Below are 23,577 nucleotides of genomic sequence, written 5' to 3'. Positions count from 1 at the left end.
AACGACGGTGACAGGACCAAAAACCACTTTTGGACCTCACTTCACCGCCGACGATTCACCCCGCATAACAAGAACGTCACATCCTGGCCCGCACCGCTCCCACACTCCTTCACCTGCGCTTAGAGTCACCGCCAGTCACCGCGCCGCCGGGCGCGAACTGAATTGCACGGCCCTGTACCACACCAGTACGGCCCGGCGATCACACGGCACCTCACCACTGAGGAAGCCGCGCCAGGGAAAGGACCAAGCGTGCGAAACCGTTCCTTGCTCATACTCACCACCGTGCTGACCACCGGGGCACTCACACTCACCGCCTGCGGATCGCGCGACGAAGGAAAAGGCGGCGGCGACGGAGACAAAACCACCGTCGTCATCGGCGTGGACGCGCCCCTGACCGGTGACCTTTCCGCACTCGGCCTCGGTATCAAGAACTCCGCCGACCTCGCCGTGAAGACCGCCAACAAGGAAGGCACCGTCGAAGGCGTCGAGTTCAAACTCCAAGCCACCGACGACCAGGCACAGCCTTCCGTAGGCCAGCAGAACGCACAGAAGTTCATCAGCAACAAAGAAGTACTCGGCGTCGTCGGACCACTGAACTCCAACGTCTCCCAGTCGATGCAGAAGCCCTTCAACGACGCGGGCCTCGTCCAGGTCTCCCCCGCCAACACGGGCACCGAACTCACCCAGGGAGACGGCTGGAAGACCGGCGACCTCAAGCGCCCCTTCAAGACCTTCTTCCGTACCGCCACGACCGACCAGGTCCAGGGCGACTTCGCCGCCAAGTACCTCTACAACAAGGCGAAGATCAAAAAGGTCTATCTCATCGACGACCAGAAGACCTACGGCGCCGGACTCGCCGCGTCCTTCAAGGACACCTTCACCAAGCTCGGCGGAAAGATCGTCGCCTCCGACCACATCAACCCCGAGGACCGCGACTTCCGAGCCGTCGTCACCAAGGTGAAGAACTCCGGCGCCGAAGCTGTCTACTACGGCGGCGAATACCCGGCAGCAGGCCCCCTCAGCCAGCAGCTCAAGGGCAGCGGCGCCAAGATCCCGCTCATGGGCGGCGACGGCATCTACAGCGCCGACTTCATCAAGCTCAACAAGAAGGCCGAAGGCGACCTCGCCACCTCCGTCGGCAAGCCCGTCGAAATGCTCGACTCCGCCAAGACATTCATCAAGAACTACGAAGCGGCCGGATACAAGGACGCCTACGAGGCCTACGGCGGCGGCACCTACGACGCCACCTGGTCCATCATCGAAGCCGTCAGGATCGCCGTCGAAGGAAACGACGGAAAACTCCCCGAGGACGCCCGAGCCAAGGTCCTCGAAGCCATGAGCAAGGTCAAGTTCGAAGGCGTCACCGGAAACGTCTCGTTCGACGAGTACGGCGACACCACCAACACCATGATGACCGCCTACCGGGTCGAAGGTAAGGCGTGGAAGCCGGAGTTCAGCGGGGCTTACAAGCCCGAATAAAGAACCCGGCCTCTTGGCCGCGAAACGGCACAGCATCCAGACCGCGCGGGCGCGCTACCAGCGCTCCCGCGCGGTGCCTTATCCGAACCACTCCACGGAGGCCTTGCGGTGAACGAACTGCCGCAGCAGCTGGCCAATGGACTCATCCTCGGCGCGATGTACGGACTCATCGCGATCGGGTACACGATGGTCTACGGCATCGTCCAGCTCATCAACTTCGCCCACGGCGAGATATTCATGATCGGGGGCTTCGGCGCCCTTACCGTCCACCTCGTACTCCCCGACGGCTTCTCACTCGCCGCCGCCATACCCCTCATGATCATCGGCGGCATGATCTGCTCCGTAGCCGTCGGCACCGCCGCCGAACGCTTCGCCTACCGCCCCCTGCGCGGCGCCCCACGGCTCGCCCCCCTCATCACCGCCATCGGCCTCTCCATCTTTCTCCAACAAGCCGTGTGGAAGTGGTACCCGGACGCCAAGAAGGACCTCTCCTTCCCCCAGTTCGACAGCGAACCGGTCAACATACTCGGCGCCAACATCCAAATAGGCAGCCTCTTCGTCCTCATCGCCGCACCCCTCTGCATGCTCGCCCTCGGCCTCTTCGTCAACAAAACCCGATCCGGCCGCGGCATGCAGGCCACCGCCCAAGACCCAGACACCGCCAAACTCATGGGCATCAACACCGACCGCATCATCGTCATGGCCTTCGCCATCGGCGCCGCATTCGCCGCCATCGCAGCCGTCGGATACGGACTCCACAACGGCCAGGTCGGATTCAAGATGGGCTTCATCCTCGGCCTCAAAGCCTTCACCGCAGCCGTACTCGGCGGCATCGGAAACATCTACGGAGCCATGCTCGGCGGCCTCGTACTCGGCGTCGCCGAATCCCTCGCCACCGGCTACATCGGCGAAATCCCCGGAATGGAACTCTTCGGCGGCGGAGCCTGGAAGGACGTCTGGGCCTTCACCCTCCTCATCCTCGTACTGCTCCTGAGGCCACAAGGCCTGCTCGGCGAACGCGTCGCGGATCGGGCGTGATACCCATGACCACCGACACCACCAAAACCCCCGCGCAGCAGCCCACTTCGCTGCTCCCCCTGCCCAACAAGGCAGCCCGCACCGGCGTACTCACCGGCGCCGCACTCGCCCTCGCCGGCACCTTCCTCGCCTGGACCTGGACCGAAGAATTCCCAGGCAACCTCACCGTCACCGGCTACCCCGGCGGCCTCCAGGTCATCACCCTCGTCGGCGCCGCACTCACCATCCTCTTCACCCTCTCCGGCATGGGAATCCGCGGCCTCACCTGGCTCACCCCCGCCGGAAAAAGCAGCCCCGTCACCCTCACCGCACTCGCCGTCCTCGGCACCACCACCTACGCCGTCGCCGCCATCTCCGTACAACTCGGCGGCGTCATCAACCTCGAACCCGGCGCCTGGATATCCGAGATCGGCGCACTCATCGCCGTCATCGCCGCACTCGGCCTCCCCAGCGACCTGCCCCCGGACGACGAGAACACCGGCACCTGGAACCGCTTCAAGCACGCACTCAAAGCACCCCCCGCACCACCCGCCAAAGAACTGGCGAACTGGGTCGAAATCCTCATCATCACCGCCGCATTCGGCACCGGCCTCTACGTCTTCGCCTACGGCATCGACGCCTACTCCGAACTCTTCGTCGGATTCCTCATCACCGTCGCACTCGCCGCCCCCGCCGTGTTCCGCGCCGGCCTCATCGCCCGCCTCAACCGGCTCACCGCGAAGCACCGCACCATCACCCTCACCGCCGCACTCATCGCCGCGGCCTGCTTCCCCTTCACACAGACCGACGAGTCCTACGCCCTCATCGGCGCCAACATCCTGATCTTCGCCACCGTCGCCCTCGGCCTCAACGTCGTCGTCGGCCTCGCCGGACTCCTCGACCTCGGATACGTCGCATTCCTCGGCGTCGGCGCCTACACCGCCGCCCTCGTCTCCGGATCGCCGCAATCCACCTTCGGCGTCCAATTCCCCTTCTGGGCCGCCGTACTCGTCGGCGCAGCCGCCTCACTCATCTTCGGCGTCCTCATCGGAGCCCCCACCCTCCGACTGCGCGGCGACTACCTCGCCATCGTCACCCTCGGCTTCGGCGAAATCTTCCGCATCACCATGAACAACCTCAACGGAAGCGCCGGACCCGACATCACCAACGGCTCCCAAGGCATCCCCAACATCCCCGACCTCGAACTCTTCGGGTTCAACTTCGGCGCACCCCACGAAATCGCCGGATTCACCCTCGGCCGATCCGGCAACTACTACCTCCTGATGCTGCTCTTCACCGCAGTCGTCGTCATGGTCTTCCGACGCTCCGGAGAATCCCGCATCGGCCGCGCCTGGGTCGCCGTACGCGAAGACGAAACCGCGGCAACCGCCATGGGAATCAACGGATTCCGCGTCAAACTCATCGCCTTCGCCCTCGGCGCCACCCTCGCCGGATTCGCCGGAACCGTCCAGGCACACGTCTCGTACAGCATCACCCCCGAGCAGTACCTGTTCGCCAACACCGTGCCCCCGAACTCCGCGTTCCTGCTCGCCGCAGTCATCCTCGGCGGCATGGGCACCATCAGCGGCCCCCTCATCGGCGCCGCACTCCTCTACCTCATCCCCGCCAAACTCCAATTCCTCGAAGACTTCCAGCTGATCCTCTTCGGACTCGCCCTCATCCTCCTCATGCGATTCCGACCCGAAGGACTCGTCGCCAACAAACGCGCCCAGCTCGAATTCCACGAGACCGACCAACTCGACGTACCAGAACAACGACTCCCCGACACCACCGTCGGCACCGCCAAGGCGGGGGGATGACCACCATGACGACAACCACCACCGTCCTCGAAGCCACCGACGTCACCATGCGCTTCGGCGGCCTCACCGCCGTACGATCCGTCGGCCTCACCGTCAACAGCGGCGAAATCGTCGGCCTCATCGGTCCCAACGGCGCAGGCAAAACCACCTTCTTCAACTGCCTCACCGGCCTCTACGTCCCCACCGAAGGCACCGTTGCCTACAAAGGCACCGTCCTCCCCCCAAAACCCCACCTCGTCACCAGCGCCGGCATAGCCCGCACCTTCCAGAACATCCGGCTCTTCGCCAACATGACCGTCCTGGAAAACGTCCTCGTCGGCCGCCACACCCGCACCAAAGAAGGCCTCTGGTCAGCACTCCTCCGCGGCCCCGGCTTCAAGAAAGCCGAAGCCGCATCCCACGAACGAGCCATGGAACTCCTCGAGTTCATCGGCCTCGCCCACAAAGCCGACCACCTCGCCCGCAACCTCCCGTACGGCGAACAACGCAAACTCGAAATCGCCCGCGCCCTCGCCAGCGACCCCGGGCTCCTCCTCCTCGACGAACCCACCGCGGGCATGAACCCCCAAGAAACCCGCGCGACCGAAGAGTTGGTCTTCGCCATCCGCGACCAAGGCATCGCGATCCTCGTCATCGAGCACGACATGCGGTTCATCTTCAACCTCTGCGACCGCGTCGCCGTCCTCGTGCAAGGCGAAAAACTCGTAGAGGGCACCTCCGACGTCGTCCAGGCCGACGAACGCGTCATCGCCGCCTACCTCGGAACCCCCTTCGAAGGCGCACCCGGCGACGAGGAAGTAGCCGAAGTCGAAGCAGCCGAAGCCGCCCAGACCCCCTCCACCAAAGCAGCACCCGGCACCGACACCCGCACGGAGGACGACCAGTGACCGCACTACTGGAAGTCGAAGACCTCAGGGTCGCCTACGGCAAGATCGAAGCCGTCAAAGGCATCTCCTTCAGCGTCGAAGCCGGACAGGTCGTCACCCTCATCGGCACCAACGGCGCCGGAAAAACCACCACACTCCGCACCCTGTCGGGCCTGCTCAAGCCGCTCTCCGGGAAAATCGCCTTCGACGGAAAACCACTGGCCGGCGTCCCCGCCCACAAAATCGTCGCCATGGGCCTCGCCCACTCCCCCGAAGGCCGGCACATCTTCCCCCGCCTCACCATCACCGACAACCTCCGCCTCGGCGCCTACCTCCGCGACGACAAAGAGGGCATCGAAAAGGACATCCAGCGGGCGTACGACCTCTTCCCGATCCTCGGCGAACGCAGAAAACAAGCCGCAGGAACACTCTCCGGCGGCGAACAGCAAATGCTCGCCATGGGCCGCGCCCTGATGTCCCGGCCCAAACTGCTCATGCTCGACGAACCGTCCATGGGCCTCTCCCCCATCATGATGCAGAAGATCATGGAGACCATCAGCGAGCTGAAATCCCAGGGCACCACGATCCTACTCGTCGAACAGAACGCCCAGGCCGCGCTCTCCCTCGCCGATCACGGCCATGTCATGGAAATCGGCAAGGTCGTCCTCTCCGGCACCGGAGAGGACCTCCTCCACGACGAATCCGTACGGAAGGCGTATCTCGGCGAGGACTGAGCTGCACTCGTTCCTGTACGGCGGAGGCCCGCACCCCGGATACGGGATGCGGGCCTCCGCCGCGCAAAGAGCTAGAAAGAACCACCAAGAACTACGGCGAACTACTTCGCCTTCTTCTTCTCCTCGGAATCCTCGATCACAGCCTCCGCCACCTGCTGCATCGACAGCCGACGGTCCATCGACGTCTTCTGAATCCAGCGGAACGCAGCGGGTTCCGTCAGGCCGTACTCGGTCTGCAGAATCGACTTCGCGCGGTCCACCAGCTTCCGCGTCTCAAGGCGCTGCGAAAGATCCGCGACCTCACGCTCCAGCGTCTTCAACTCCGTGTACCGGGACACGGCCATCTCGATCGCCGGAACGACATCGCCCTTGCTGAACGGCTTCACCAGATACGCCATCGCGCCGGCGTCCCGCGCACGCTCCACGAGGTCGCGCTGCGAGAACGCCGTCAGCATCAGGACCGGGGCGATCGACTCCTCGGTGATCTTCTCGGCCGCGGAGATGCCGTCGAGCACGGGCATCTTCACGTCCAGGATCACGAGGTCCGGGCGGTGCTCACGGGCCAGCTCGATGGCCTTCTCCCCGTCACCCGCCTCACCTACGACGGAGTAGCCCTCCTCCTCGAGCATCTCTTTGAGGTCGAGGCGGATCAGCGCCTCGTCCTCGGCGATGACGACGCGGGTCGTCAGCGGAGGCACGTGCGACTGGTCGTCGTCGGGCTGGGGCGACTCGGGGGCGGTCACGTCGGGGGCTCCTCGTTATGGGGCAGGTACTACTTTCCATGAGCCTACCTAGCTGCGATATGGTGGGGGCGCGGAGGGTGCCGGGCATCCTTCGTTTCGCAGGGAGCCCCGGTAGCCCAGCGGTAGAGGCCATGGATTCAAAACCCATACAGCGTCGGTTCGAATCCGACTCGGGGCACTTTCCTTTGATTGCAAGGCCGCCAGCGATTCGGCTGGAGTTCACCCGACCTTGTGATTCCGGCCGCTGACCTTCGCCGAATCGGCAGGCGTCGCGCAAGACTCGCTCACATGTACGACATGAGCACTCGCAAGCGCGCCCTCACTCTCGTCTCCCAAGGCCGCAGCCTCAACTCCGTCAGCAAGGAAACCGGGATCTCACGTGCGGCGATCCGTGAATGGATGGTGCGGATCGAGCCGCTGCCGCGCATGAGGCCCCAGATGGAGCCCTGCTGCCGGTGCGGACCGACGTCCGACTGGCCGCCCGACCCGGCGGCATACTCCTATCTCCTAGGCCTCTACCTCGGCGACGGCTGCATTAGCCCCGGCGCACGTACCGGCTACTTCTTACGCATAGCGTGTGCGGACGTGTGGCCAGGACTGATCGACGCGTGCGTAGAAGCCGTCAAAGAGGCGAACCCCAGTGGCAAGGCTGCGAGAGTGCAGGCCACCGGGCATGTCTCCGTCGTCGGCTACAGCCAGCACTGGCCCTGCCTCTTCCCCCAGCACGGCCCCGGCAAGAAGCACGAGCGGAAGATCGACCTCCAGGCCTGGCAGCAGGAGATCGTCGACGCGTACCCATGGGAGTTCGTCCGTGGGCTCATCCACTCTGACGGATGTCGGATCACCAACTGGACGACGCGAATAGTCGCCGGAGTGAAGAAGCGCTACGAGTACCCGCGCTACTTCTTCACCAACAAGTCCGACGATATCCGGCGGCTCTGCACTGACACCCTCGACCGCTTGGGCGTCCAGTGGGCCAACTGCACGCGCGACGGAATCCCGTTCAACATCTCCATAGCCCGCAAGGACTCGGTCGCCCTCATGGACACCCACATAGGCCCCAAGTACTGACCAGCGAAGGTCACTTCGGGCTGTCGTCCTCGCCGATGTGGTGGACGCGGACCAGGTTGGTCGAGCCGGGGACTCCGGGTGGGGAGCCGGCCGTGATGACGACGATGTCGCCCTTCTGGCAGCGGCCGATCTTCAGGAGCTGCTCGTCGACCTGGGCGACCATCGCGTCCGTCGAGTCGACGTGCGGGCCGAGGAAGGTCTCCACGCCCCAGGTGAGGTTGAGCTGGGAGCGGGTCGCCGCGTCCGGGGTGAAGGCGAGGAGCGGGATCGGGGAGCGGTAGCGCGACAGGCGCTTGACCGTGTCGCCGGACTGGGTGAAGGCGACGAGGAACTTCGCTCCGAGGAAGTCGCCCATTTCGGCGGCAGCGCGGGCGACTGCGCCGCCCTGGGTGCGGGGCTTGCTGCGTTCGGTGAGTGGGGGCAGGCCCTTTGCCAGGATGTCCTCCTCTGCGGCGGCGACGATGCGGGACATGGTCCTGACGGTTTCTACGGGGTATTTGCCGACGCTTGTCTCGCCGGAGAGCATCACCGCGTCGGTGCCGTCGATCACCGCGTTGGCCACGTCCGACGCTTCGGCCCTGGTGGGGCGGGAGTTGTCGATCATCGAGTCGAGCATCTGGGTGGCGACGATGACGGGTTTGGCGTTGCGCTTGGCGAGCTTGATGGCGCGCTTCTGGACGATCGGGACTTGTTCCAGGGGCATTTCGACGCCGAGGTCGCCGCGGGCGACCATGATGCCGTCGAAGGCGGCGACGATGTCGTCGATGTTCTCGACGGCCTGGGGTTTTTCAACCTTGGCGATGACGGGGAGGCGTCGGCCTTCTTCGTCCATGATGCGGTGGACGTCTTCGATGTCGCGGCCGCTGCGGACGAAGGAGAGGGCGATAACGTCGGCGCCGGTGCGCAGGGCCCAGCGGAGGTCTTCGACGTCCTTCTCGGAGAGTGCGGGGACGGAGACGGCGACGCCGGGGAGGTTGAGGCCCTTGTGGTCGGAGACCATGCCGCCTTCGATGACGGTGGTGTGGACGCGGGGGCCGTCGACGTCGGTGACTTCGAGGGTGACTTTGCCGTCGTCGACGAGGATGCGTTCGCCGGTGGTGACGTCGGCGGCGAGGCCGTCGTAGGTGGTGCCGCAGGTCTGGCGGTCGCCTTGGATGCCGTCTTCGACGGTGATGGTGAAGTCGTCGCCGCGTTCAAGGAGTACGGGGCCTTCGGTGAAGCGTCCGAGTCGGATCTTCGGGCCTTGAAGGTCGGCGAGGATGCCGACGCTGCGGCCGGTTTCCTCGGCGGCTTCGCGGACGCGCTTGAAGCGCTCCTCGTGTTCGGCGTAGGTGCCGTGGCTGAGGTTGAAGCGGGCTACGTCCATTCCGGCTTCGACCAGTGCCTTGATCTGGTCGTAGGAGTCGGTGGCGGGGCCCAGGGTGCAGACGATTTTTGCTCGGCGCATGGTCTGACCCTAGGGCTTACCGGCGGGTAGAGATTTGGTGTGGCGTGACTGCTCAACAACCTTTGCATGAAGGGTTATTGACAAGTGTTGAACTGTGCCCTGCGTTGCTCTGATGAGCGCTCGATGGGTGGTCGGGGGCGCTCATTCGGGCGGAATGCGCATGGCTGCTCAGAGTCGGGGCGGGGCCATGGTGAAGCGGGCGTTGATGTTGGCGTAGATGGTCTGGCGTTGGGGTTCGAGGTCGAGGGGTGGGGCGCCGGCGGCTTCGGGGGCTCCGTAGGCGACGGTGCGGAGGCCGCCGGGTGCGGGTGGGTAGGGCGGAAGGGAGTTGTCGGCGCCGATGTCGGCGATGTCGATGAGTGCGGTGAGCTGGGTGCCGAGGGCGTCGGCGTATTCGCGGGCGCGTTGGACGGCTTCGTGGACGGCTTGGCGGCGGGCCTGGGCGTGGGCGGGCGAGGTGGGGCGCAGGCTCCAGTAGGGGCCGTCGACGCGGGTGAGGTCGAGGTCGGCGAGGCGGGTGGTGAGTTCGCCGAGTGCGGTGAAGTCGCTGAGTTCGGCGGTGATGTGGACGCGGCCCTGGTAGGCGCGGATGCGTTCGCCGCGGCCTTTGTCGGTGAGTTGGGGGCTGATGGAGAAGGCGCCGGTTTCGAGGTTCTCGATGGCTTCGCCGTAGCTCTTGATGAGCTGGAGTGCGGTGTTGTTGCGGTGGGTGAGGTCGTCGAGTGCGGCGCGGCGGTCGCGGCCGCGTGCGGTGACGGTGATGGTGATGCGGGCGATCTCGGGGTCGACTTCGAGGCGGGCTTCGCCGCGTACGGCGACTCGGGGGTCTTCAAGGGCGGGGGTGGGGTTGGGGCTGGGATTGGGGCTGGGGTGGGGGTTGGTGGTCATGGGGTCACTGTCGCATTCAGCCCTTGAGGTCGACGAGGGTTCCGTCGGGGCCGGGGGTGGTGCTGTCGTTCCGCACTTCGGGGAGGCCGAAGGTGGTGAAGGCGGTGCGGGTGGGGAGCGGGTAAGGGTTGGTGCCGGTGAGGGTGTTGAGGATGGTGGCGCTGCGCCAGGCGGCGAGGCCGAGGCCGGGGGTGCCGACTCCGTGGGTGTGGCGTTCGGCGTTCTGGACGTAGATGTTGCTGCCGGTGCGGGTGATGGCGGGGTCGAGGGCGAGGCGGTAGTGGGGGTCGATGTGGGGGCGGCCGGTGGCGTCGCGGTGGAGGTGGGGGTCGAGGGCGGCGAGGAGCTGGTCGAGGGGGCGTTCGCGGTAGCCGGTGGCGAGGATGACGGCGTCGGTGGTGAGTCGAGTGCGGGTGCCCTGCTGGGTGTGTTCCAGGTGGAGTTCGATCTTGGTTCCGGCGAGGCGGCCTGCGGTGCGGACGGTGACGCCGGGGGTGAGGGTGGCGTCGGGCCAGCCGCCGTCGCGGGTGCGGTCGTAGAGCTCGTCGTGGATGGCGGCGATGGTGTCGGCGTCGATGCCTTGGTGGAGTTGCCGGAGTGCGGGGGCGAGGCGGTCGCGTACGGGTTCGGGGAGGGCGTGGAAGTAGTGGATGTGGTCGGGGGTGAGGTGTTCGAGGCCGAGTGGGGAGTGCTCTGTGGGTGCGAAGGCCTCGGTGCGGGCGAGCCAGTGGAGTTTTTCGTGGCGTGCGGGGCGGGCGCGGAGCAGGTCGAGGAAGATCTCGGCGCCGGACTGGCCCGAGCCGATGACGGTGATGTGGTCGGCGGCGAGGAGGCGTTGGCGGTGGGTGAGGTAGTCGGCGGCGTGGATGACGGGGACGGTGGGGGCGTCGGCGAGGGGTCTGAGGGGTTCGGGGATGTAGGGGGCGGTGCCGATGCCGAGGGCGATGTTGCGGGTGTGGGTGCGGCCGAGGGCTTCGGCTTCGCCGTCGGTGTCGAGTTGGGTGAAGTCGACTTCGAAGAGGGCGTGTCGGGGGTCCCAGCGGACGGCGTCGACCTGGTGGCCGTAGTGCAGGGAGGGGAGTCGGTCGCTGACCCAGCGGCAGTAGGTGTCGTAGTCGGCGCGGGGGATGTGGAAGCGCTCGGTGAAGTAGAAGGGGTAGAGGCGTTGTTGGTCGCGTAGGTGGTTGAGGTACGACCAGGGGCTGGTGGGGTCGGCGAGGGTGACGAGGTCGGCGAGGTAGGGGACTTGGAGGCGGGTGCCGTCGATGAGCTGGCCGGGGTGCCAGTGGAAGGCGGGGCGTTGTTCGTAGAAGGCGGTGTCGAGGGGGTCGGGCAGGCCGTGGGCGAGGGCGGCGAGGGAGAGGTTGAAGGGGCCGATGCCGATGCCGACGAGATCGCGGGGGTGGTCGGGCGTGGAGTCGGGCGGGGTTGGCTGCGGGGGGCCGGAGCGGGTTGGCTGCGGGGGGTCGGGGCGGGTCGGGTGCGGGGGGCCGGAGCGGGTTGGCTGCGGGGGGTCGGGGCGGGTCGGGTGCCGGGGGTCGGGTGGGCTGGGTGTGGGGTTCATCGGGAGGTGTGCCCTTCCACCAGTTTGAGGAGGCCGGCGAGGTCGGCGGGCCGGGTGTGCGGGTTGAGCAGGGTGACCTTGAGCCAGAGGCGGCCGTCGGCGTGGGCGCGGCCGAGTACGGCGTGGCCTTCGGTGAGGAGGGTGCGGCGGAGCCTGCCGAGGGCGGCGTCCTCGATGTGGTGGGGCCGGAAGAGGACGGTGCTGAGGGTGGGGCGGGCGTAGAGCTCGAAGCGGGGGTGGCTGTCGATGGTGTGGGCGAAGCCGCTGGCGAGGTCGCAGACCTGGTCGACGAGTGCGCCGATGCCGGTGCGGCCGAGGGCGCGCAGGGTGGTGGCGATCTTGAAGATGTCGGGGCGTCGGGTGGTGCGCAGGGAGCGGTCGAGGAGGTCGGGTAGTCCGGCGTGGATGTCGTCGTCGGCGTTGAGGTAGTCGGCCTGGTGGGCGAGGGCGCGGGTCTCGCCGCGGTCGCGGACGGTGAGGAGTCCGGCGGCGACGGGTTGCCAGCCGAGTTTGTGCAGGTCGAGGGCGACGGTGTGGGCGCGGTCGAGGCCGTCGAGGAGGCGTCGGCGGCGGTCGCTGAACAGCAGGGTGCCGCCGTATGCGGCGTCGATGTGGAGGCGGGCGCCGTGGTGGTCGCAGACGTCGGCGATCGCGGGGAGGGGGTCGATGTGTCCGGCGTCGGTGGTGCCCGCGGTGGCGGCCACGAGGACGGTGGCTTTGGGGAGTTGGGTGAGGGTGTCGTTCAGGGCGGTGGGGTCGAGTACGTCGGTGGGGGTGGGGACGGTGATGGGTTCGGGCAGGCCGAGGAGCCAGGCGGCGCGCTGCAGGGAGTGGTGGGCGTTGGCGCCGGTGACGAGTTGCAGGGTCGCGGGGGTGTGGGTCTCGCGGGCGAGGAGCAGGGCGAGTTGGTTGGCCTCGGTGGCGCCGGTGGTGACGAGAGCGGTGGCGCTGGGGTGGACGAGGGCGGCGAGGGCGTCGGTGACGAGGGTTTCCAGGGCGGAGGCGGCGGGTGCCTGGTCCCAGGAGTCCATGGACGGGTTGAGTGCGGACGCGGCGAGGTCGGCGGCGGTGGCGACGGCGAGTGACGGGCAGTGCAGGTGGGCGGCGCACAGCGGGTCGGCGGGGTCGGCGGCGCCGTGGGCGAGGAGCTGGACGAGGGTGGTGAGGGCCTCTTCGTCGCCGGTGCCGTGTTCGGGCAGGGGGTGGCCGACGGTGCGTCGTACGTGCTCGGTGACGGTGGTGGGGCCGCCGGCGGGGAGGGGGCCCTGGCGGGCGGTGGCGCCTTCGGTGAGGGCGGTGAGGACGGTGTCGAGGAGGGGCCGCAGGTGGGTGGGGCCCGCGGGTCCGGAGGCGAGGGGGGCGTCGGGCATGGGGGTTCCTTCGGGTCCGGGGGGGGCTTGGTCCAGCCTGTACGGGGCTGGGGGCCGTGTCCGTCAGCTCAACGAGCTGGACCCGAAAGGGGTATCTGTGCGCGTGGGGGCGGGCGGGGGTGTTGGTCCCCTGCCCGCCCCTTCCCGGCTGTTTTCGATATGCGACTGGCGCCGCGTGGCTGCGGCGCTTCGGGGGCCAGCCCCCGGGCCCCCTCCCCCAAGCTCTCGGCTTCGCTCGAGCAGGGGGGACCCCCATCTCAAACGCCGGAGGGGCTGGATCCTGCGGGCGAGGCTACAGAACGGTGCGTACCCGCAACGCCCGCTCCAGATCGTCCAGTTGGTCGACCAGTTTGCGGCGCAGGGACGGGGGCGGGTTGTCGCGGTCCAGGCAGGTGCGGCCGAGGGTCAGCGTGGTGTCGCTGACGGCGATGGCGGGGAAGGCCCAGCGTCCTGCGGCGTCACCGATGGCGGAGCCGCGGCGGGCGGCGACGGCGAGGGCGGCGTCGTAGTAGCGGGGGATGTAGTCGCGTACGAGGTCGAGTTGTTCGGGTTGCCAGAAGCCCTGGGCGGTGGCGGTGAACAGGTAGTTGGAGAGGTGGTCCTCGTCGAACATGGCGCGCCAGGCGGTGGCTTTGGCGACCGGGTCGGGCAGGGCGGCGCGGCAGCGGGCGGCGCCTTCCTGGCCGGTGGCGCTGGGGTCCTGGGTGAGTTCGGCTTCGATGACGGCGTCGTCGACGGCGCCGAGTACGGAGAGCCGGTGGAGGATGCGCCAGCGCAGTTCGGGGTCGAGTTCGGGGCCGCCCGGGACGCTGCCGGAGTCGAACCAGTCGCGGATGGTGTCGGGTTGGGCGGCGGCGGAGATGAAGTGGCGGACGGCGGTGAGGCGCAGTCCGGGGTGGGAGCCGTCCTCGGTGCGGCGGATCAGGTCGCGGCACAGGTCGGTGAGGGTGGCGAGGGCGGCGGGGCGTTCGGTCGCCGGGAGGAAGCGGTCGACGACGTGGGCGGCGGTGAAGGTGAGGACGCCCTGGACGAGGGCGAGGTCCGCTTCGCCGGGGAGGTGGGCGCGGGCGGCCTCCAGGTAGGCGGCGGGCGGGAGTTCACCGTCGCGTACGGCGTCGCGGAGGGCGTTCCAGACGACGGCGGAGGTGAGGGGCTCGGGGAGGTGGGAGAGGCCGGTCTTGAGGGTGGTGAAGGAGTGCTCGTCGAAGCGGATCTTGGCGTAGGTGAGGTCGCCGTCGTTGAGGACGATCAGGTCGGGGCGGCGGCCGGTCAGGTCCCGCGCATGGACCTGCGGGGCGTCGGCGGGGATGTCGACGTCGAAGCGTTCGCGCAGGTGGAGGGTGGCGGCCGAGGTGGCGGTGGAGAGGGAGACGGTGTCGTAGAGGCCGATGGTGACGTGGTGGGGGCGGCTGCCGTCGTGCTGGACGGTGAGCTGCACGCCGTCGTCGGTCTCGCTCAGTGACGGGGTGAGGGTGTCGATGCCGGTGGTGCCGAGCCAGGCGCGGGCCCAGGCGTGGACGTCGCGGTCGGTGTGGGCGGCGAGGTTGTCGAGGAAGTCGGCGAGGGTCGCGTTGTCGAACTTGTGCCGTTTGAAGTGGGTGTTGATGCCGGCGAGGAAGTCCTTCTCGCCGAGCCAGGCGACGAGTTGGCGGAGCGCGGAGGCGCCCTTGGCGTAGGAGATGCCGTCGAAGTTGAGGTCGGCGGTCGCGGTGTCCGGGACGAGCTCCGGGTCGGGGGCGACGGGGTGGGTGGAGGGGCGCTGGTCGGCGTCGTAGCCCCAGGGTTTGCGGGTGATGCCGAAGTCGGTCCAGGTGTCGGTGAAGCGGGTGGCTTCGGCGGTGGTCTGGTAGCCCATGTACTCGGCGAAGGACTCGTTCAGCCAGATGTCGTCCCACCAGCGCAGGGTGACGAGGTCGCCGAACCACATGTGGGCCATCTCGTGGGCGATGACCATGGCGCGGGTCTGGCGTTCGGTGTCGGTGACGGCGGAGCGGTAGACGAATTCGTCGCGGAAGGTGACGAGTCCGGGGTTCTCCATGGCGCCGGCGTTGAACTCGGGCACGAAGGCCTGGTCGTACGAGTCGAAGGGGTAGGGCTCGTCGAACTTCTCGTGGTAGCGGTCGAAGCAGCCGCGGGTGACGGTGAGGAGTTCCTCGGCGTCGGCCTCCAGGTGGGGGGCGAGGGAGCGGCGGCAGTGCAGGCCGAAGGGGAGTCCGCGGTGTTCGGTGCGGATGGAGTGGTACGGGCCTGCGGCGATCGCGACGAGGTACGTGGAGATCGGTGGGGTCTCGGCGATCTCCCACTGGCCGGGGGTGTGCTCGGTGGCGATGCCGTTGCCGAGGACGGTCCAGTCGGTGGGGGCGGTGACGGTGATCGCGAAGCGGGCCTTGAGGTCGGGCTGGTCGAAGCAGGGGAGGATCCGCTGGGCGTCGTCCATGCAGGCCTGGGTGTAGAGGTACGTCTCGCCGTCGGTGGGGTCGGTGAAGCGGTGCATGCCTTCGCCGGTGCGGGAGTAGCGCATGGCGGCGTCGATGTGCAGCTCGTGCGGGCCGGCGGTGAGGCCGGTGAGCGGGAGCCGGTCGGCGGTGCGGGATGCGGGGTCGAGGGGGTGTCCGTCGAGCGTGGCGGTGCGCAGGTGGTCGGCCTTCAGCTCGATGAAGGTGTCGCCGTTCGCGTGGGCCGTGAAGTGGATCACGGTGCGGGTGTCGAACGTGGTGTCGCCCTTGGTCAGGTCGAGGTGGACCTCGTACCGGTGGGCTTCGATGAGCTGGGCTCGTTGTTGCGCTTCGTCGCGCGTCAGTACGGACATACGCTCATGCTGCACGATCGGGTGCGGTCGGCACAGGGGGTCCAGGGAGCTTCCCTGGACCCCTGATGACAGCGCACCCAGCACCGGGGTGCTGTGCCCACCCTCCCCCAAGCTCTCGGCTCCGCTCGAGCAGGGGGGACCCCCATCGCCCCAGCGGAACAGTTGCCCACAGCAGGGGCGGAAGGGCTAGGACCTCGCGATCGTCTCGTGGTGGCGGATTACCTCCGCGATGATGAAGTTGAGCAGCTTCTCCGCGAACGCCGGGTCCAGTTTCGCGCTCTCCGCCAACGCGCGGAGGCGGGCGATCTGTTCGGACTCGCGGTTGGGGTCGGCGGGCGGCAGCTGGTGCTGGGCCTTGAGGTGGCCGACCTGCTGGGTGCACTTGAAGCGTTCCGCGAGCATGTGGACGACTGCGGCGTCGATGTTGTCGATGCTGTCGCGCAGGCGGGCGAGTTCGGCGCGGACCTGTTCGTCGACGCCCTCGGCGGGCTGACCGTTGTCGCTGTTCGTCATGCTGCTCATGGGGTCGAGCCTACGTTGCCGGGTGGAGCATGGGCGGGTCGTCCGGGTCCGGTATCTGCTGGGACCAGCCACCCGGTACGGCGCGGCCCTGCTGCTGGCGGAAGCGGACGGGGGCGACGCCTACGCGGCGGGTGAACAGGCGGGAGAAGTAGGCGGGGTCGTCGTAGCCGACGCGGCGGGCGACGGCGGCGACGGGGAGTTCCGTGGCGGCGAGGAGTTCCTTGGCGCGGCCGAGGCGGATGCCGAGCAGGTAGTCCTTGGGGCTGCAGCCGGCGCCGCGGCGGACGGCGGTGCGCAGCTCGGCGGGCGTCATGCCGTGGCGGGCGGCGTGCTCGGCGACGGAAAGGGGCTGAAAAGCGTCGCGGGCGAGGGCCTGGAGGACGGGGTCGCCGTCGGGGGCGATGTCGGCGCGGGCGCGGCGCAGGGCGACGAGGAGTTCGTGGACGGCAGCGCCGGTCTCGACCTCCAACAACGGGTTCCCGCGGCGGGCGGCGCGGGCGATCCGGCCGATGGCGGCGCGGGGTGCGGCGGCGTCGGAGAGCGGAATCACGGGGCGCTCGGGTTCGATGTAGCCGAGTTCGGTGTACGTGCTGGTGGCGGGGCCGGTGAAGTCGACGAAGGACTCGTCCCAGCCGGTGTTCGGGTCGGCGCCGTAGTGGTGTGCGACGCCGGGGATGATCCACAGCAGGGCGGGGGCGGTGACGGTGGTGCGGTGGCCGTCGGGGCCCTGGAACCAGCCGCTGCCGGCGCTGATGACGATGGCGACGTGGTGGTCGAGGGTGCGGGGGCCGACGGTGGGCAGGGTGCCGTGCTGGAGTCCGACGCCGAGGCAGACGAGGCCGAGGCGGTGGTGGACGGGGCTAGGCGTGAAGTACCGCATCCACGTGTGATACATGCCCTGTTGCCCCTTTCGTCCTGGCCTGCGCGTGCTCTGCGCGGCCGCCGTGCGCCGGCCGTTGCGTCCAATCAGGGCTGATCTTTGTCCATGGACCGGCCCGCCGCCAGGGGGTGAGGGTGGGGCGCACTGTGCGTGACGGAGAGGCGGGCCCGGTGGGCGAGTTTGTGGTGGGGGACGAGGAGTTCGAGGTGGACGGGCGGCCGGTGCGGCTGCTTTCGGGTGCGCTGCACTATTTCCGGGTGCATGAGGCGCAGTGGGGGCACCGGCTCGCAATGCTGCGGGCGATGGGCCTCAACTGCGTGGAGACGTACGTCCCGTGGAATCTGCACGAGCCGCGGCCGGGTGAGTGGCAGGATCCGGCGGCGCTCGGCCGGTTCCTGGACGCGGTGGCTCGGGCGGGCCTGTGGGCGATCGTGCGGCCGGGCCCGTACATCTGCGCGGAGTGGGAGAACGGCGGCCTGCCGCACTGGCTGACCGGGCCGCTCGGCGGGCGGATCCGGACGCGTGACGCTGAGTATCTGGCGCAGGTGGAGCGCTGGTTCGGGGTGCTGCTTCCGCAGGTGGTGGAGCGGCAGATCGACCGGGGCGGGCCGGTGATCATGGTGCAGGTGGAGAACGAGTACGGCTCGTACGGCTCCGATCAGGAGTATCTGCGCCAACTCGCGCAACTGCTGATGGACTTGGGAGTGCGGGTTCCGCTGTTCACCTCCGACGGGCCCGAGGACCACATGCTGACGGGCGGGTCGGTGCCGGGGGTGCTCGCGACGGTCAACTTCGGCTCACAGGCCCGGGAGGGCTTCGCGGCGCTGCGCCACCACCGGCCGAAGGGCCCGCTGATGTGCATGGAGTTCTGGTGCGGCTGGTTCGACCACTGGGGCACGGGGCACGTCGTACGCGACCCCGTGGACGCGGCGGACGCGCTGCGGGAGATCCTGGAGGCCGGGGCGTCGGTGAACCTGTACATGGCGCACGGCGGTACGAGCTTCGCGGGGTGGGCGGGCGCCAACCGGGCCGGGGGCGCGCTGCACGACGGGGCGCTGCTGCCGGACGTGACGTCGTACGACTACGACGCCCCCGTCGACGAGTTCGGCCGGGCCACGCCGAAGTTCTGGGCGTTCCGCGAGGTGCTGGCCGAGTACGCGGACGGGCCGCTGGCCGAACTGCCGCCTGCACCAGCGGAGTTGGGCACCGCCTCGGAGGCCGTCCTCGGCGACTGGACCCCTCTCAGGGAGGTCGTGGACGCGCTCGGCGGGCCGGAGCAGGCCTTCGGGTCCGCGCCGACCTTCGAGGAGCTGGACGTGGACCGCGGCCTGGTCCGCTACCGCGTCGACGTGCCCGGCCCCCGGCAGCCGTACCCGCTGCGGGCGCGGGGCCTCAGGGACCGGGCGGTGGTGTACGTGGACGGCGTACGGGCCGGGGTGCTCACCGAGGACTCCCCCGAACTCCCCGAACCGGTCTGCGGACCGGCACGCGTGGAGCTGGTCGTGGAGTCCCTGGGCCGCGTCAACTACGGCCCCCGCCTGGGCGAGCCCAAGGGCCTCACCGGGGGTGTACTGCACGAGCGGCAGTTCCTGCACGGAGTACGGGCGACGGGGTTGCGGCTCGACGCGTTCGACGAGGCCGATCGGGTACGGGGGCTCGCCTCGCGTACGCCTGGCGGTGGGCCCGGCCTGTACCGGGGCTCGCTCTCCGTCGCGGGCGCGGGCGACGCGCTGCTCGAACTGCCCGCGTTCACCCGCGGGTTCGTGTGGGTGAACGGGTTCTGCCTGGGGCGGTACTGGAGCGTCGGGCCGCAGAAGTCGTTGTACGTGCCGGGGCCGGTGTTGCGGGAGGGGGCCAACGAGGTGTGGGTGCTGGAGTTGGAGGGGGCTGGGGCGGGGGCTTCGGTGCGGGTGGGGGCGCCTGCGGCGGGCTGATCCCCTCCCCGCCCCTTCCCGAGGGGGGGGGGGGGGGGGGGGGTGGGGGGGGGGGGGGGGGGGGGGGGTGGGGGGGGGGGGGGGGCGCCTGCGGCGGGCTGATCCCCTCCCCGCCCCTTCCCGACTGGGGGCCAGCCCCCAGACCCCCGCTCCTCTAACGCCGGAGGGGCTGGATTTAGCCCCGGAGGGGCGGGGTTCCAGGGGCGGGGAGGGGAAGAAGCCCCGCCCCCAGCCCTCAAACCTCCCGCACCTCAAACCCGTCCAACACAAACTCCGCCTTCCCGTCCTCCCCCACCTTCCTGAGGCCGACCCACGCCTCGCCCTTCTCCGGGGCCGTGAACTCGTAGGCGTACTCGGTAGGTTGGACGGCCACCGGCAAGGCCTCGCGGGACAGCTCCCGCTCCCCCGGCTCGTCCACCGCCGTGATCCAGGCGTACTGCCCCGCCTTCTCGTTCTCGTACCGGAACGTCACCCGGTATCTGCGGCCCGCCGTGAAGCGGACCGTGTGCGGGACCGTGCGGTAGACGAGGCCCTTGTTCTCGCCGCGGGACTTCAGGGACTCCGAGCCGTCGATGACGTCGTCGATCGCCTTGCCGTTCCAGCCGCGCTGGGTGAACGGGGCGTGCCGCTGGGCGATGTGGGTGCGCGGGTCGGTGGCGCCGCCCGCGTCGCCCTTGACGAAGACGCCCCAGCCCTGCGGCACGTGCTCGAAGTCCTCGAAGACCAGGGCGCCTTCGGGGACGGCGGTGCGCCGCGCCGGTACGACCCGTACGTTGTCGAAGCGGACCCGGGCCTGCCCCTTCTCCGCGCGGAGCGTGAGGTCGACCGGGCCGCCGCCCTCGGGGACCGTGAAGTACGTGAACAGGCGCTGGAAGCGGGTGCCGTGCTTGCGGTCGGCGGCGACGTGGTTCCCGGCCGTGGACGTGTGCGTGAAGTTCTCCGCCCGTACCCCGTCCGCGGTGCGTACCTCCAGGGCCGCCTTGCGCCGCTCCCCCGCCTTCGCGCCGACCTCGACCTGCACGGACGCCGCGTAGCTGCCGGGGGCGAGGCGGGTGAGGCGCTGGCCGACGGCCGCCGCGGCGCCCGCGCCGACCACCAGCTCGTGGTCGCCGAGCGCGCTGAGCTCCACGGACGCCGGTCCCGACACCGTCCAGCCGTCCAGGGAACCGGAGTTGAAGCCCGGGTCGTGCAGCGGTGTGGCCTGGCCCCAGTCGGGGTCGCGGGGCGCCGGGACCTTCTCGCGGTAGAGGACGTACGGCTGCTGCGCCTCGGCCGTCAACGTCACCTTGCCGCCACGGGCGACGCGCACCGTGCCCTCGTACACCCGGCCCTGGTCGGTGAGCCGGTACAGCGCCAGCTTCGAGGCGTTCGCCCAGCCGCTCGGCAGTTGCCAGGTGCTGGAGCCGGCCTTCGGCGCGTAGTGGTAGAGCTTCGGCGGGTTCAGGGCCTTCCGGGGCTCCCAGGGCAGGAGATAGCGGCCGTCCTCGTAGACGACGCGGCCGTCGGTGGTGATGACGCGCTTGCCGCTGGCGTCGGAGACCTTCGTGGCGGTGTCGCCGAAGAGCGTGATCTCGTGCTCGGTCCAGGTCTTGATCGGGTGCGCCTGCAAGTACTTGGCGGGCAGCGAGTCCGTCCAGATCTGGTCGTAGAACACGCTCCAGTCGGTCTTGCCGACCCAGCCCTCGAAGTTTCCGGTGCACGGGATGCCGAGCAGCGTGGGCCACTTGTCGGCGAAGACGTCCTTGTGGTCGTTGCGGATGAAGCGGATGAGCTGGGAGTTGATGCCGCGGGAGGTGTCCGGGCCGTAGTCCGTCTCCGTCGCCCAGTGCGACCAGAGCGAGGAGCGCTCCAGGCCGTGGCCCCACTCCGTGGTGACGTGCCAGCCCTGCTCGCGCAGGGCGCGCTGGAGGCGGTCGGAGTTCCAGCCGGACTCGCGGAACACGTCGATGTAGAGGGTGTTGAGGGCCGGGTCCGCCTCGGCGCGCAGGTCGGCGAAGCGCTTGACGATGTCGCCGGAGACCAGGTCGCGGCGGGCGTCGATGCGGTAGCTCTGGTCGAGCCAGTCCCACTGTTCGTTCGTCTTGTCGACGAGGGTCTCGGAGAAGGCGTTGGCGACGGGGTACGACTCGGTGGCGTTGACGTGCACGCCGAAGTCGCTGCCCCACTTCTTCCCCTCCCTGACCAGGGTGTTGAGCTCTTCGAGGCCGCCCGCGCGCTTGTTGTGGTTGCCCGCGTAGTCGGGGTGCGCGGAGTCGTGGCCCTCGGACTGGTAGCCCTTGAGCAGGGTGTACTGGCGCAGCCCGTCCGTGGCCAGGGAGATCCGCTTGACGTGGTCGAGGGTCAGCAGGAACGGGTTGGTGGCCTGCGAGGCGAAGTTGAACGGGATGTGCGGGACGACGCGCAGGTGCTGGTCCTCGGCGCCGAGCGGCATCACCATCACGTCCCGGAACGCGATCGCGGCGTCCTGCCAGTCGACCAGCTCGTCGCCGTTGCGGTCGCCGGTGACGATGACGGTGGCGTACGGGAGGGGCTCGGTGGCGTCGACCGGCGAGCCGGCAGCGCGGTGGGTGAACTGGCCGAGGGCGAGCCGCGCCTCGACGTGACCGTCCTTCCGTGCGGTGCTGCGTCGAAGGCGCCCGTTGTCCCAGGTAGTCCCGGCCTCCGAAGTGGGCTTGTCGTACACGGTGTTGGTCTCGACGGCCCCGCCGAGCCGGTCGTGCGCGACGACCGCGTAGGCGCAGCCCTTGGCCGCCTCGGCCGGGGTGTCCGGGGTGACCTCGACGAGGGTGTCGCCGCTCTTCGCCTTGTCGAGCTCGATCCGCGCGGCGAGCAGCGCGGCCCCCGGCTGGTCGCTGCGCACCGCGAGCAGGGGCAGGCCGGGGAAGTCCAGGGTGCCGACGCGCAGTGCCGCCGTGTCGGCGATCCGGGTGATGCGCCAGTGCACGCGGTCGCCGTCGACGCGAATCTCGGCGTCGATCTCGGTGCCGCCGGCCAGGGCGAGGGTGTACGTGATGCGGTCGGTGGCGGCCTTCGAGGTGACCTTCGGGGTGTGCTCGGTGCCGTCGACGTGGAGTGTCGTGACGGGTGCGGTGCCGCCGTGCAGGACGGCTCCGGAGGAGCGGTGGGTGTAGTCGACGACGCGCGGGAAGGCGGTGTCGACGCGTACGTCGAGCGTGCGGGAGCGCAGTACGGCCTCGCCCCTGGTCGCGGCGGCGGCCGGAAGCGGCACGCCGAGGGCAAGGCCGGCACCTGCGGCCGCGGTGGCGGCTACGACGCTGCGGCGGGACGGTCCATCGGTCTGTGCGCGCACTGCACCCCTCCTCGGGACGGTTCTGTGTGGCCGTCACGATGCGGGAAGGCGGGGCTGAGGGCCCATGGACAAAGGAGCGGGAGTGGTTGGACAAACCAACCCCGCGCAGACGCGCACACACGCGTCCCCCGACCAACCCCGCGCAGGCGCGCACACACGCGTCCCCCGACCAGCCGCCGTGCGGGTCGGGGGACGCGTGGCTTCAGGGAACAGCCAGGTGCGCAGAGCACAGCGAGGTGCTCAGCGCACGGTCAGCGAGCTCAGAGCTCCGAGGCCGCCTTGGCTATGTCCGCGTTGAAGTGCGACACCTCGGTGTAGACACCGGGCTTGCCGGGACGGGCGCAGCCCTCGCCCCAGCTGACGATGCCGACCTGGATCCACTGGTCGGAGTCGTCCTTGCGGAACATCGGGCCACCGGAGTCGCCCTGGCAGGTGTCGACCCCGCCCTCGTCGATGAGGCCGGCGCACAGCTCCTCGCCCTCGATGAGGTTCGAGTACGCCTTCTTGCAGGTGGCGTCGTCGACGAACGGGACGGTCGCCTTCAGCAGGTGCTGCTGCTGGGCGCCGCCCTCCTTGTCGGCACCCCAGCCGGCGATGGTGAAGTCGCCCTTGTTGAAGGCGTCCGAGTCGGCCGTCTTCAGGGTGGGGATGCCGAGCGGCTTGTCGAGCTTGATGAGCGCCCAGTCCTTGCCGTTGCCGTCGTAGCCCGGGGCCTGGAGGACCTTGGTGGACTTCGCGGTGACGGCGTCCGGGGACTCCAGGTCCACGACGCCGCCGGTGGCGGTGATGGACGTGTTGTCACCCGAGCCGTCCACACAGTGCGCGGCGGTCAGGACGATGTCCTCGGCGTACATGGAACCGCCACAGCCCATGGAGAGCCGCACCATGAACGGGAATTCGCCCTGCTCGGCCTTGGTGCCGCCGACGACGCGGGTGGAGGGGCCGCCGCCGTTGTCGGACTGGGCCTGGGCCGAGGAGAGGGGCTGCAGGCTGACGGCGGCGAGGGTGATCGCGCCGAAAGCGGCTGCTCTCTTGAATGAACCAAAGGGGTTCTTCAACTGTCTTTCCTTTCGTGGGGGGTTGCACGCGCACGGCAGCGCCCCGGCCGAACAGATCGACATGG

General features: G+C 69.0%; 17 protein-coding genes and 1 tRNA gene. 8 read left to right on the top strand and 10 right to left on the bottom strand.

All coding sequences use genetic code 11. From position 1 onward, the window contains the following. The first annotated feature begins 264 nt into the window (after positions 1-264). The 5 genes from RCO28_RS03750 (at position 265) to RCO28_RS03730 (ending at position 5,916) form a co-directional block, all read left to right on the top strand. Positions 265-1,479 (top strand): branched-chain amino acid ABC transporter substrate-binding protein, encoded by a 1,215-nt coding sequence (locus RCO28_RS03750; RefSeq protein WP_308939697.1) that lies wholly within the window; start codon positions 265-267, stop codon positions 1,477-1,479. 108 nt (positions 1,480-1,587) lie between these two features. Further along, on the top strand, positions 1,588-2,517 hold the full coding sequence (locus tag RCO28_RS03745) for a branched-chain amino acid ABC transporter permease (protein ID WP_308939442.1): 930 nt from the start codon (positions 1,588-1,590) through the stop codon (positions 2,515-2,517). A 5-nt stretch (positions 2,518-2,522) separates the two neighbouring features. After that, positions 2,523-4,316 (top strand): branched-chain amino acid ABC transporter permease, encoded by a 1,794-nt coding sequence (locus RCO28_RS03740; RefSeq protein WP_308939441.1) that lies wholly within the window; start codon positions 2,523-2,525, stop codon positions 4,314-4,316. Further along, the gene (locus tag RCO28_RS03735; RefSeq protein ID WP_308939440.1) at positions 4,313-5,203 is read left to right on the top strand and encodes an ABC transporter ATP-binding protein; all 891 of its coding nucleotides are present in this window, start codon (positions 4,313-4,315) and stop codon (positions 5,201-5,203) included. The genes RCO28_RS03740 and RCO28_RS03735 overlap by 4 nt, the downstream gene beginning before the upstream one ends. After that, positions 5,200-5,916 carry an ABC transporter ATP-binding protein gene (locus tag RCO28_RS03730; protein ID WP_308939439.1) on the top strand — a complete coding sequence of 239 codons (717 nt, stop codon included), beginning with the start codon at positions 5,200-5,202 and terminating at the stop codon, positions 5,914-5,916. The genes RCO28_RS03735 and RCO28_RS03730 overlap by 4 nt, the downstream gene beginning before the upstream one ends. A gap of 101 nt (positions 5,917-6,017) precedes the next feature. Here RCO28_RS03730 and RCO28_RS03725 read toward each other — a convergent pair whose 3' ends face one another. Then, positions 6,018-6,659: a response regulator gene (locus RCO28_RS03725; protein ID WP_308939438.1), complete on the bottom strand. Its 642-nt coding sequence runs from the start codon at positions 6,657-6,659 to the stop codon at positions 6,018-6,020. Positions 6,660-6,764: 105 nt separating this feature from the next. Between RCO28_RS03725 and RCO28_RS03720 the strand changes: the two genes are divergently transcribed. Then, positions 6,765-6,837: transfer RNA gene (locus RCO28_RS03720), tRNA-Leu, on the top strand. A gap of 110 nt (positions 6,838-6,947) precedes the next feature. Further along, positions 6,948-7,730 (top strand): helix-turn-helix domain-containing protein, encoded by a 783-nt coding sequence (locus RCO28_RS03715; RefSeq protein WP_308939437.1) that lies wholly within the window; start codon positions 6,948-6,950, stop codon positions 7,728-7,730. A gap of 10 nt (positions 7,731-7,740) precedes the next feature. Here the strand turns inward: RCO28_RS03715 and pyk are convergent, their stop codons facing one another. From pyk to RCO28_RS03680, 7 genes are all read right to left on the bottom strand, one after another. Then, positions 7,741-9,177: a pyruvate kinase gene (pyk, locus tag RCO28_RS03710; RefSeq protein WP_308939436.1), complete on the bottom strand. Its 1,437-nt coding sequence runs from the start codon at positions 9,175-9,177 to the stop codon at positions 7,741-7,743. 168 nt (positions 9,178-9,345) lie between these two features. Further along, the gene (locus tag RCO28_RS03705; RefSeq protein ID WP_308939435.1) at positions 9,346-10,065 is read right to left on the bottom strand and encodes an SIMPL domain-containing protein; all 720 of its coding nucleotides are present in this window, start codon (positions 10,063-10,065) and stop codon (positions 9,346-9,348) included. A gap of 16 nt (positions 10,066-10,081) precedes the next feature. Further along, positions 10,082-11,629, bottom strand: a complete 1,548-nt coding sequence (locus RCO28_RS03700; protein ID WP_308939434.1) for a SidA/IucD/PvdA family monooxygenase — start codon at positions 11,627-11,629, stop codon at positions 10,082-10,084. Further along, the gene (locus RCO28_RS03695; RefSeq protein ID WP_308939433.1) at positions 11,626-12,999 is read right to left on the bottom strand and encodes an aminotransferase class V-fold PLP-dependent enzyme; all 1,374 of its coding nucleotides are present in this window, start codon (positions 12,997-12,999) and stop codon (positions 11,626-11,628) included. The genes RCO28_RS03700 and RCO28_RS03695 overlap by 4 nt, the downstream gene beginning before the upstream one ends. Before the next feature lie 292 nt (positions 13,000-13,291). Then, positions 13,292-15,808: an aminopeptidase N gene (gene pepN, locus RCO28_RS03690; RefSeq protein ID WP_308939432.1), complete on the bottom strand. Its 2,517-nt coding sequence runs from the start codon at positions 15,806-15,808 to the stop codon at positions 13,292-13,294. A 186-nt stretch (positions 15,809-15,994) separates the two neighbouring features. Next, on the bottom strand, positions 15,995-16,321 hold the full coding sequence (locus RCO28_RS03685; RefSeq protein ID WP_308939696.1) for a chorismate mutase: 327 nt from the start codon (positions 16,319-16,321) through the stop codon (positions 15,995-15,997). A gap of 19 nt (positions 16,322-16,340) precedes the next feature. After that, entirely contained in the window at positions 16,341-17,225 is an 885-nt protein-coding gene (locus RCO28_RS03680; RefSeq protein ID WP_308939431.1) for an AraC family transcriptional regulator, read from the bottom strand. A gap of 155 nt (positions 17,226-17,380) precedes the next feature. On the opposite strand from RCO28_RS03680, the gene RCO28_RS03675 reads away from it, so the two are divergent. Continuing rightward, positions 17,381-19,144 (top strand): beta-galactosidase, encoded by a 1,764-nt coding sequence (locus RCO28_RS03675; protein WP_308939695.1) that lies wholly within the window; start codon positions 17,381-17,383, stop codon positions 19,142-19,144. A 235-nt stretch (positions 19,145-19,379) separates the two neighbouring features. Here the strand turns inward: RCO28_RS03675 and RCO28_RS03670 are convergent, their stop codons facing one another. Together RCO28_RS03670 and RCO28_RS03665 are read right to left on the bottom strand one after the other, a co-directional pair. Further along, entirely contained in the window at positions 19,380-22,454 is a 3,075-nt protein-coding gene (locus RCO28_RS03670; RefSeq protein WP_308939430.1) for an endo-alpha-N-acetylgalactosaminidase family protein, read from the bottom strand. A gap of 260 nt (positions 22,455-22,714) precedes the next feature. Continuing rightward, positions 22,715-23,512, bottom strand: coding sequence for a serine protease (locus RCO28_RS03665; RefSeq protein WP_308939429.1), 798 nt, complete (start codon positions 23,510-23,512; stop codon positions 22,715-22,717). Between the last annotated feature and the right edge of the window lie 65 nt (positions 23,513-23,577).

The organism is Streptomyces sp. LHD-70, assembly GCF_031157275.1.
GTDB lineage: Bacteria > Actinomycetota > Actinomycetes > Streptomycetales > Streptomycetaceae > Streptomyces.
This window is presented reverse-complemented; position numbering and strand designations above follow the sequence as displayed.

What these genes read in the sequence shown, in the direction of transcription:
- RCO28_RS03740 (WP_308939441.1), top strand. Translation starts at nt 2,523, where the DNA reads ATGACCACCGACACCACCAAAACCCCCGCGCAGCAGCCCACTTCGCTG.
- RCO28_RS03735 (WP_308939440.1), top strand. Translation starts at nt 4,313, where the DNA reads ATGACCACCATGACGACAACCACCACCGTCCTCGAAGCCACCGACGTC.
- RCO28_RS03715 (WP_308939437.1), top strand. Translation starts at nt 6,948, where the DNA reads ATGTACGACATGAGCACTCGCAAGCGCGCCCTCACTCTCGTCTCCCAA.
- pyk (WP_308939436.1), bottom strand. Translation starts at nt 9,177, where the DNA reads ATGCGCCGAGCAAAAATCGTCTGCACCCTGGGCCCCGCCACCGACTCC.
- RCO28_RS03705 (WP_308939435.1), bottom strand. Translation starts at nt 10,065, where the DNA reads ATGACCACCAACCCCCACCCCAGCCCCAATCCCAGCCCCAACCCCACC.
- RCO28_RS03700 (WP_308939434.1), bottom strand. Translation starts at nt 11,629, where the DNA reads ATGAACCCCACACCCAGCCCACCCGACCCCCGGCACCCGACCCGCCCC.
- RCO28_RS03695 (WP_308939433.1), bottom strand. Translation starts at nt 12,999, where the DNA reads ATGCCCGACGCCCCCCTCGCCTCCGGACCCGCGGGCCCCACCCACCTG.
- pepN (WP_308939432.1), bottom strand. Translation starts at nt 15,808, where the DNA reads ATGTCCGTACTGACGCGCGACGAAGCGCAACAACGAGCCCAGCTCATC.
- RCO28_RS03685 (WP_308939696.1), bottom strand. Translation starts at nt 16,321, where the DNA reads ATGACGAACAGCGACAACGGTCAGCCCGCCGAGGGCGTCGACGAACAG.
- RCO28_RS03680 (WP_308939431.1), bottom strand. Translation starts at nt 17,225, where the DNA reads ATGTATCACACGTGGATGCGGTACTTCACGCCTAGCCCCGTCCACCAC.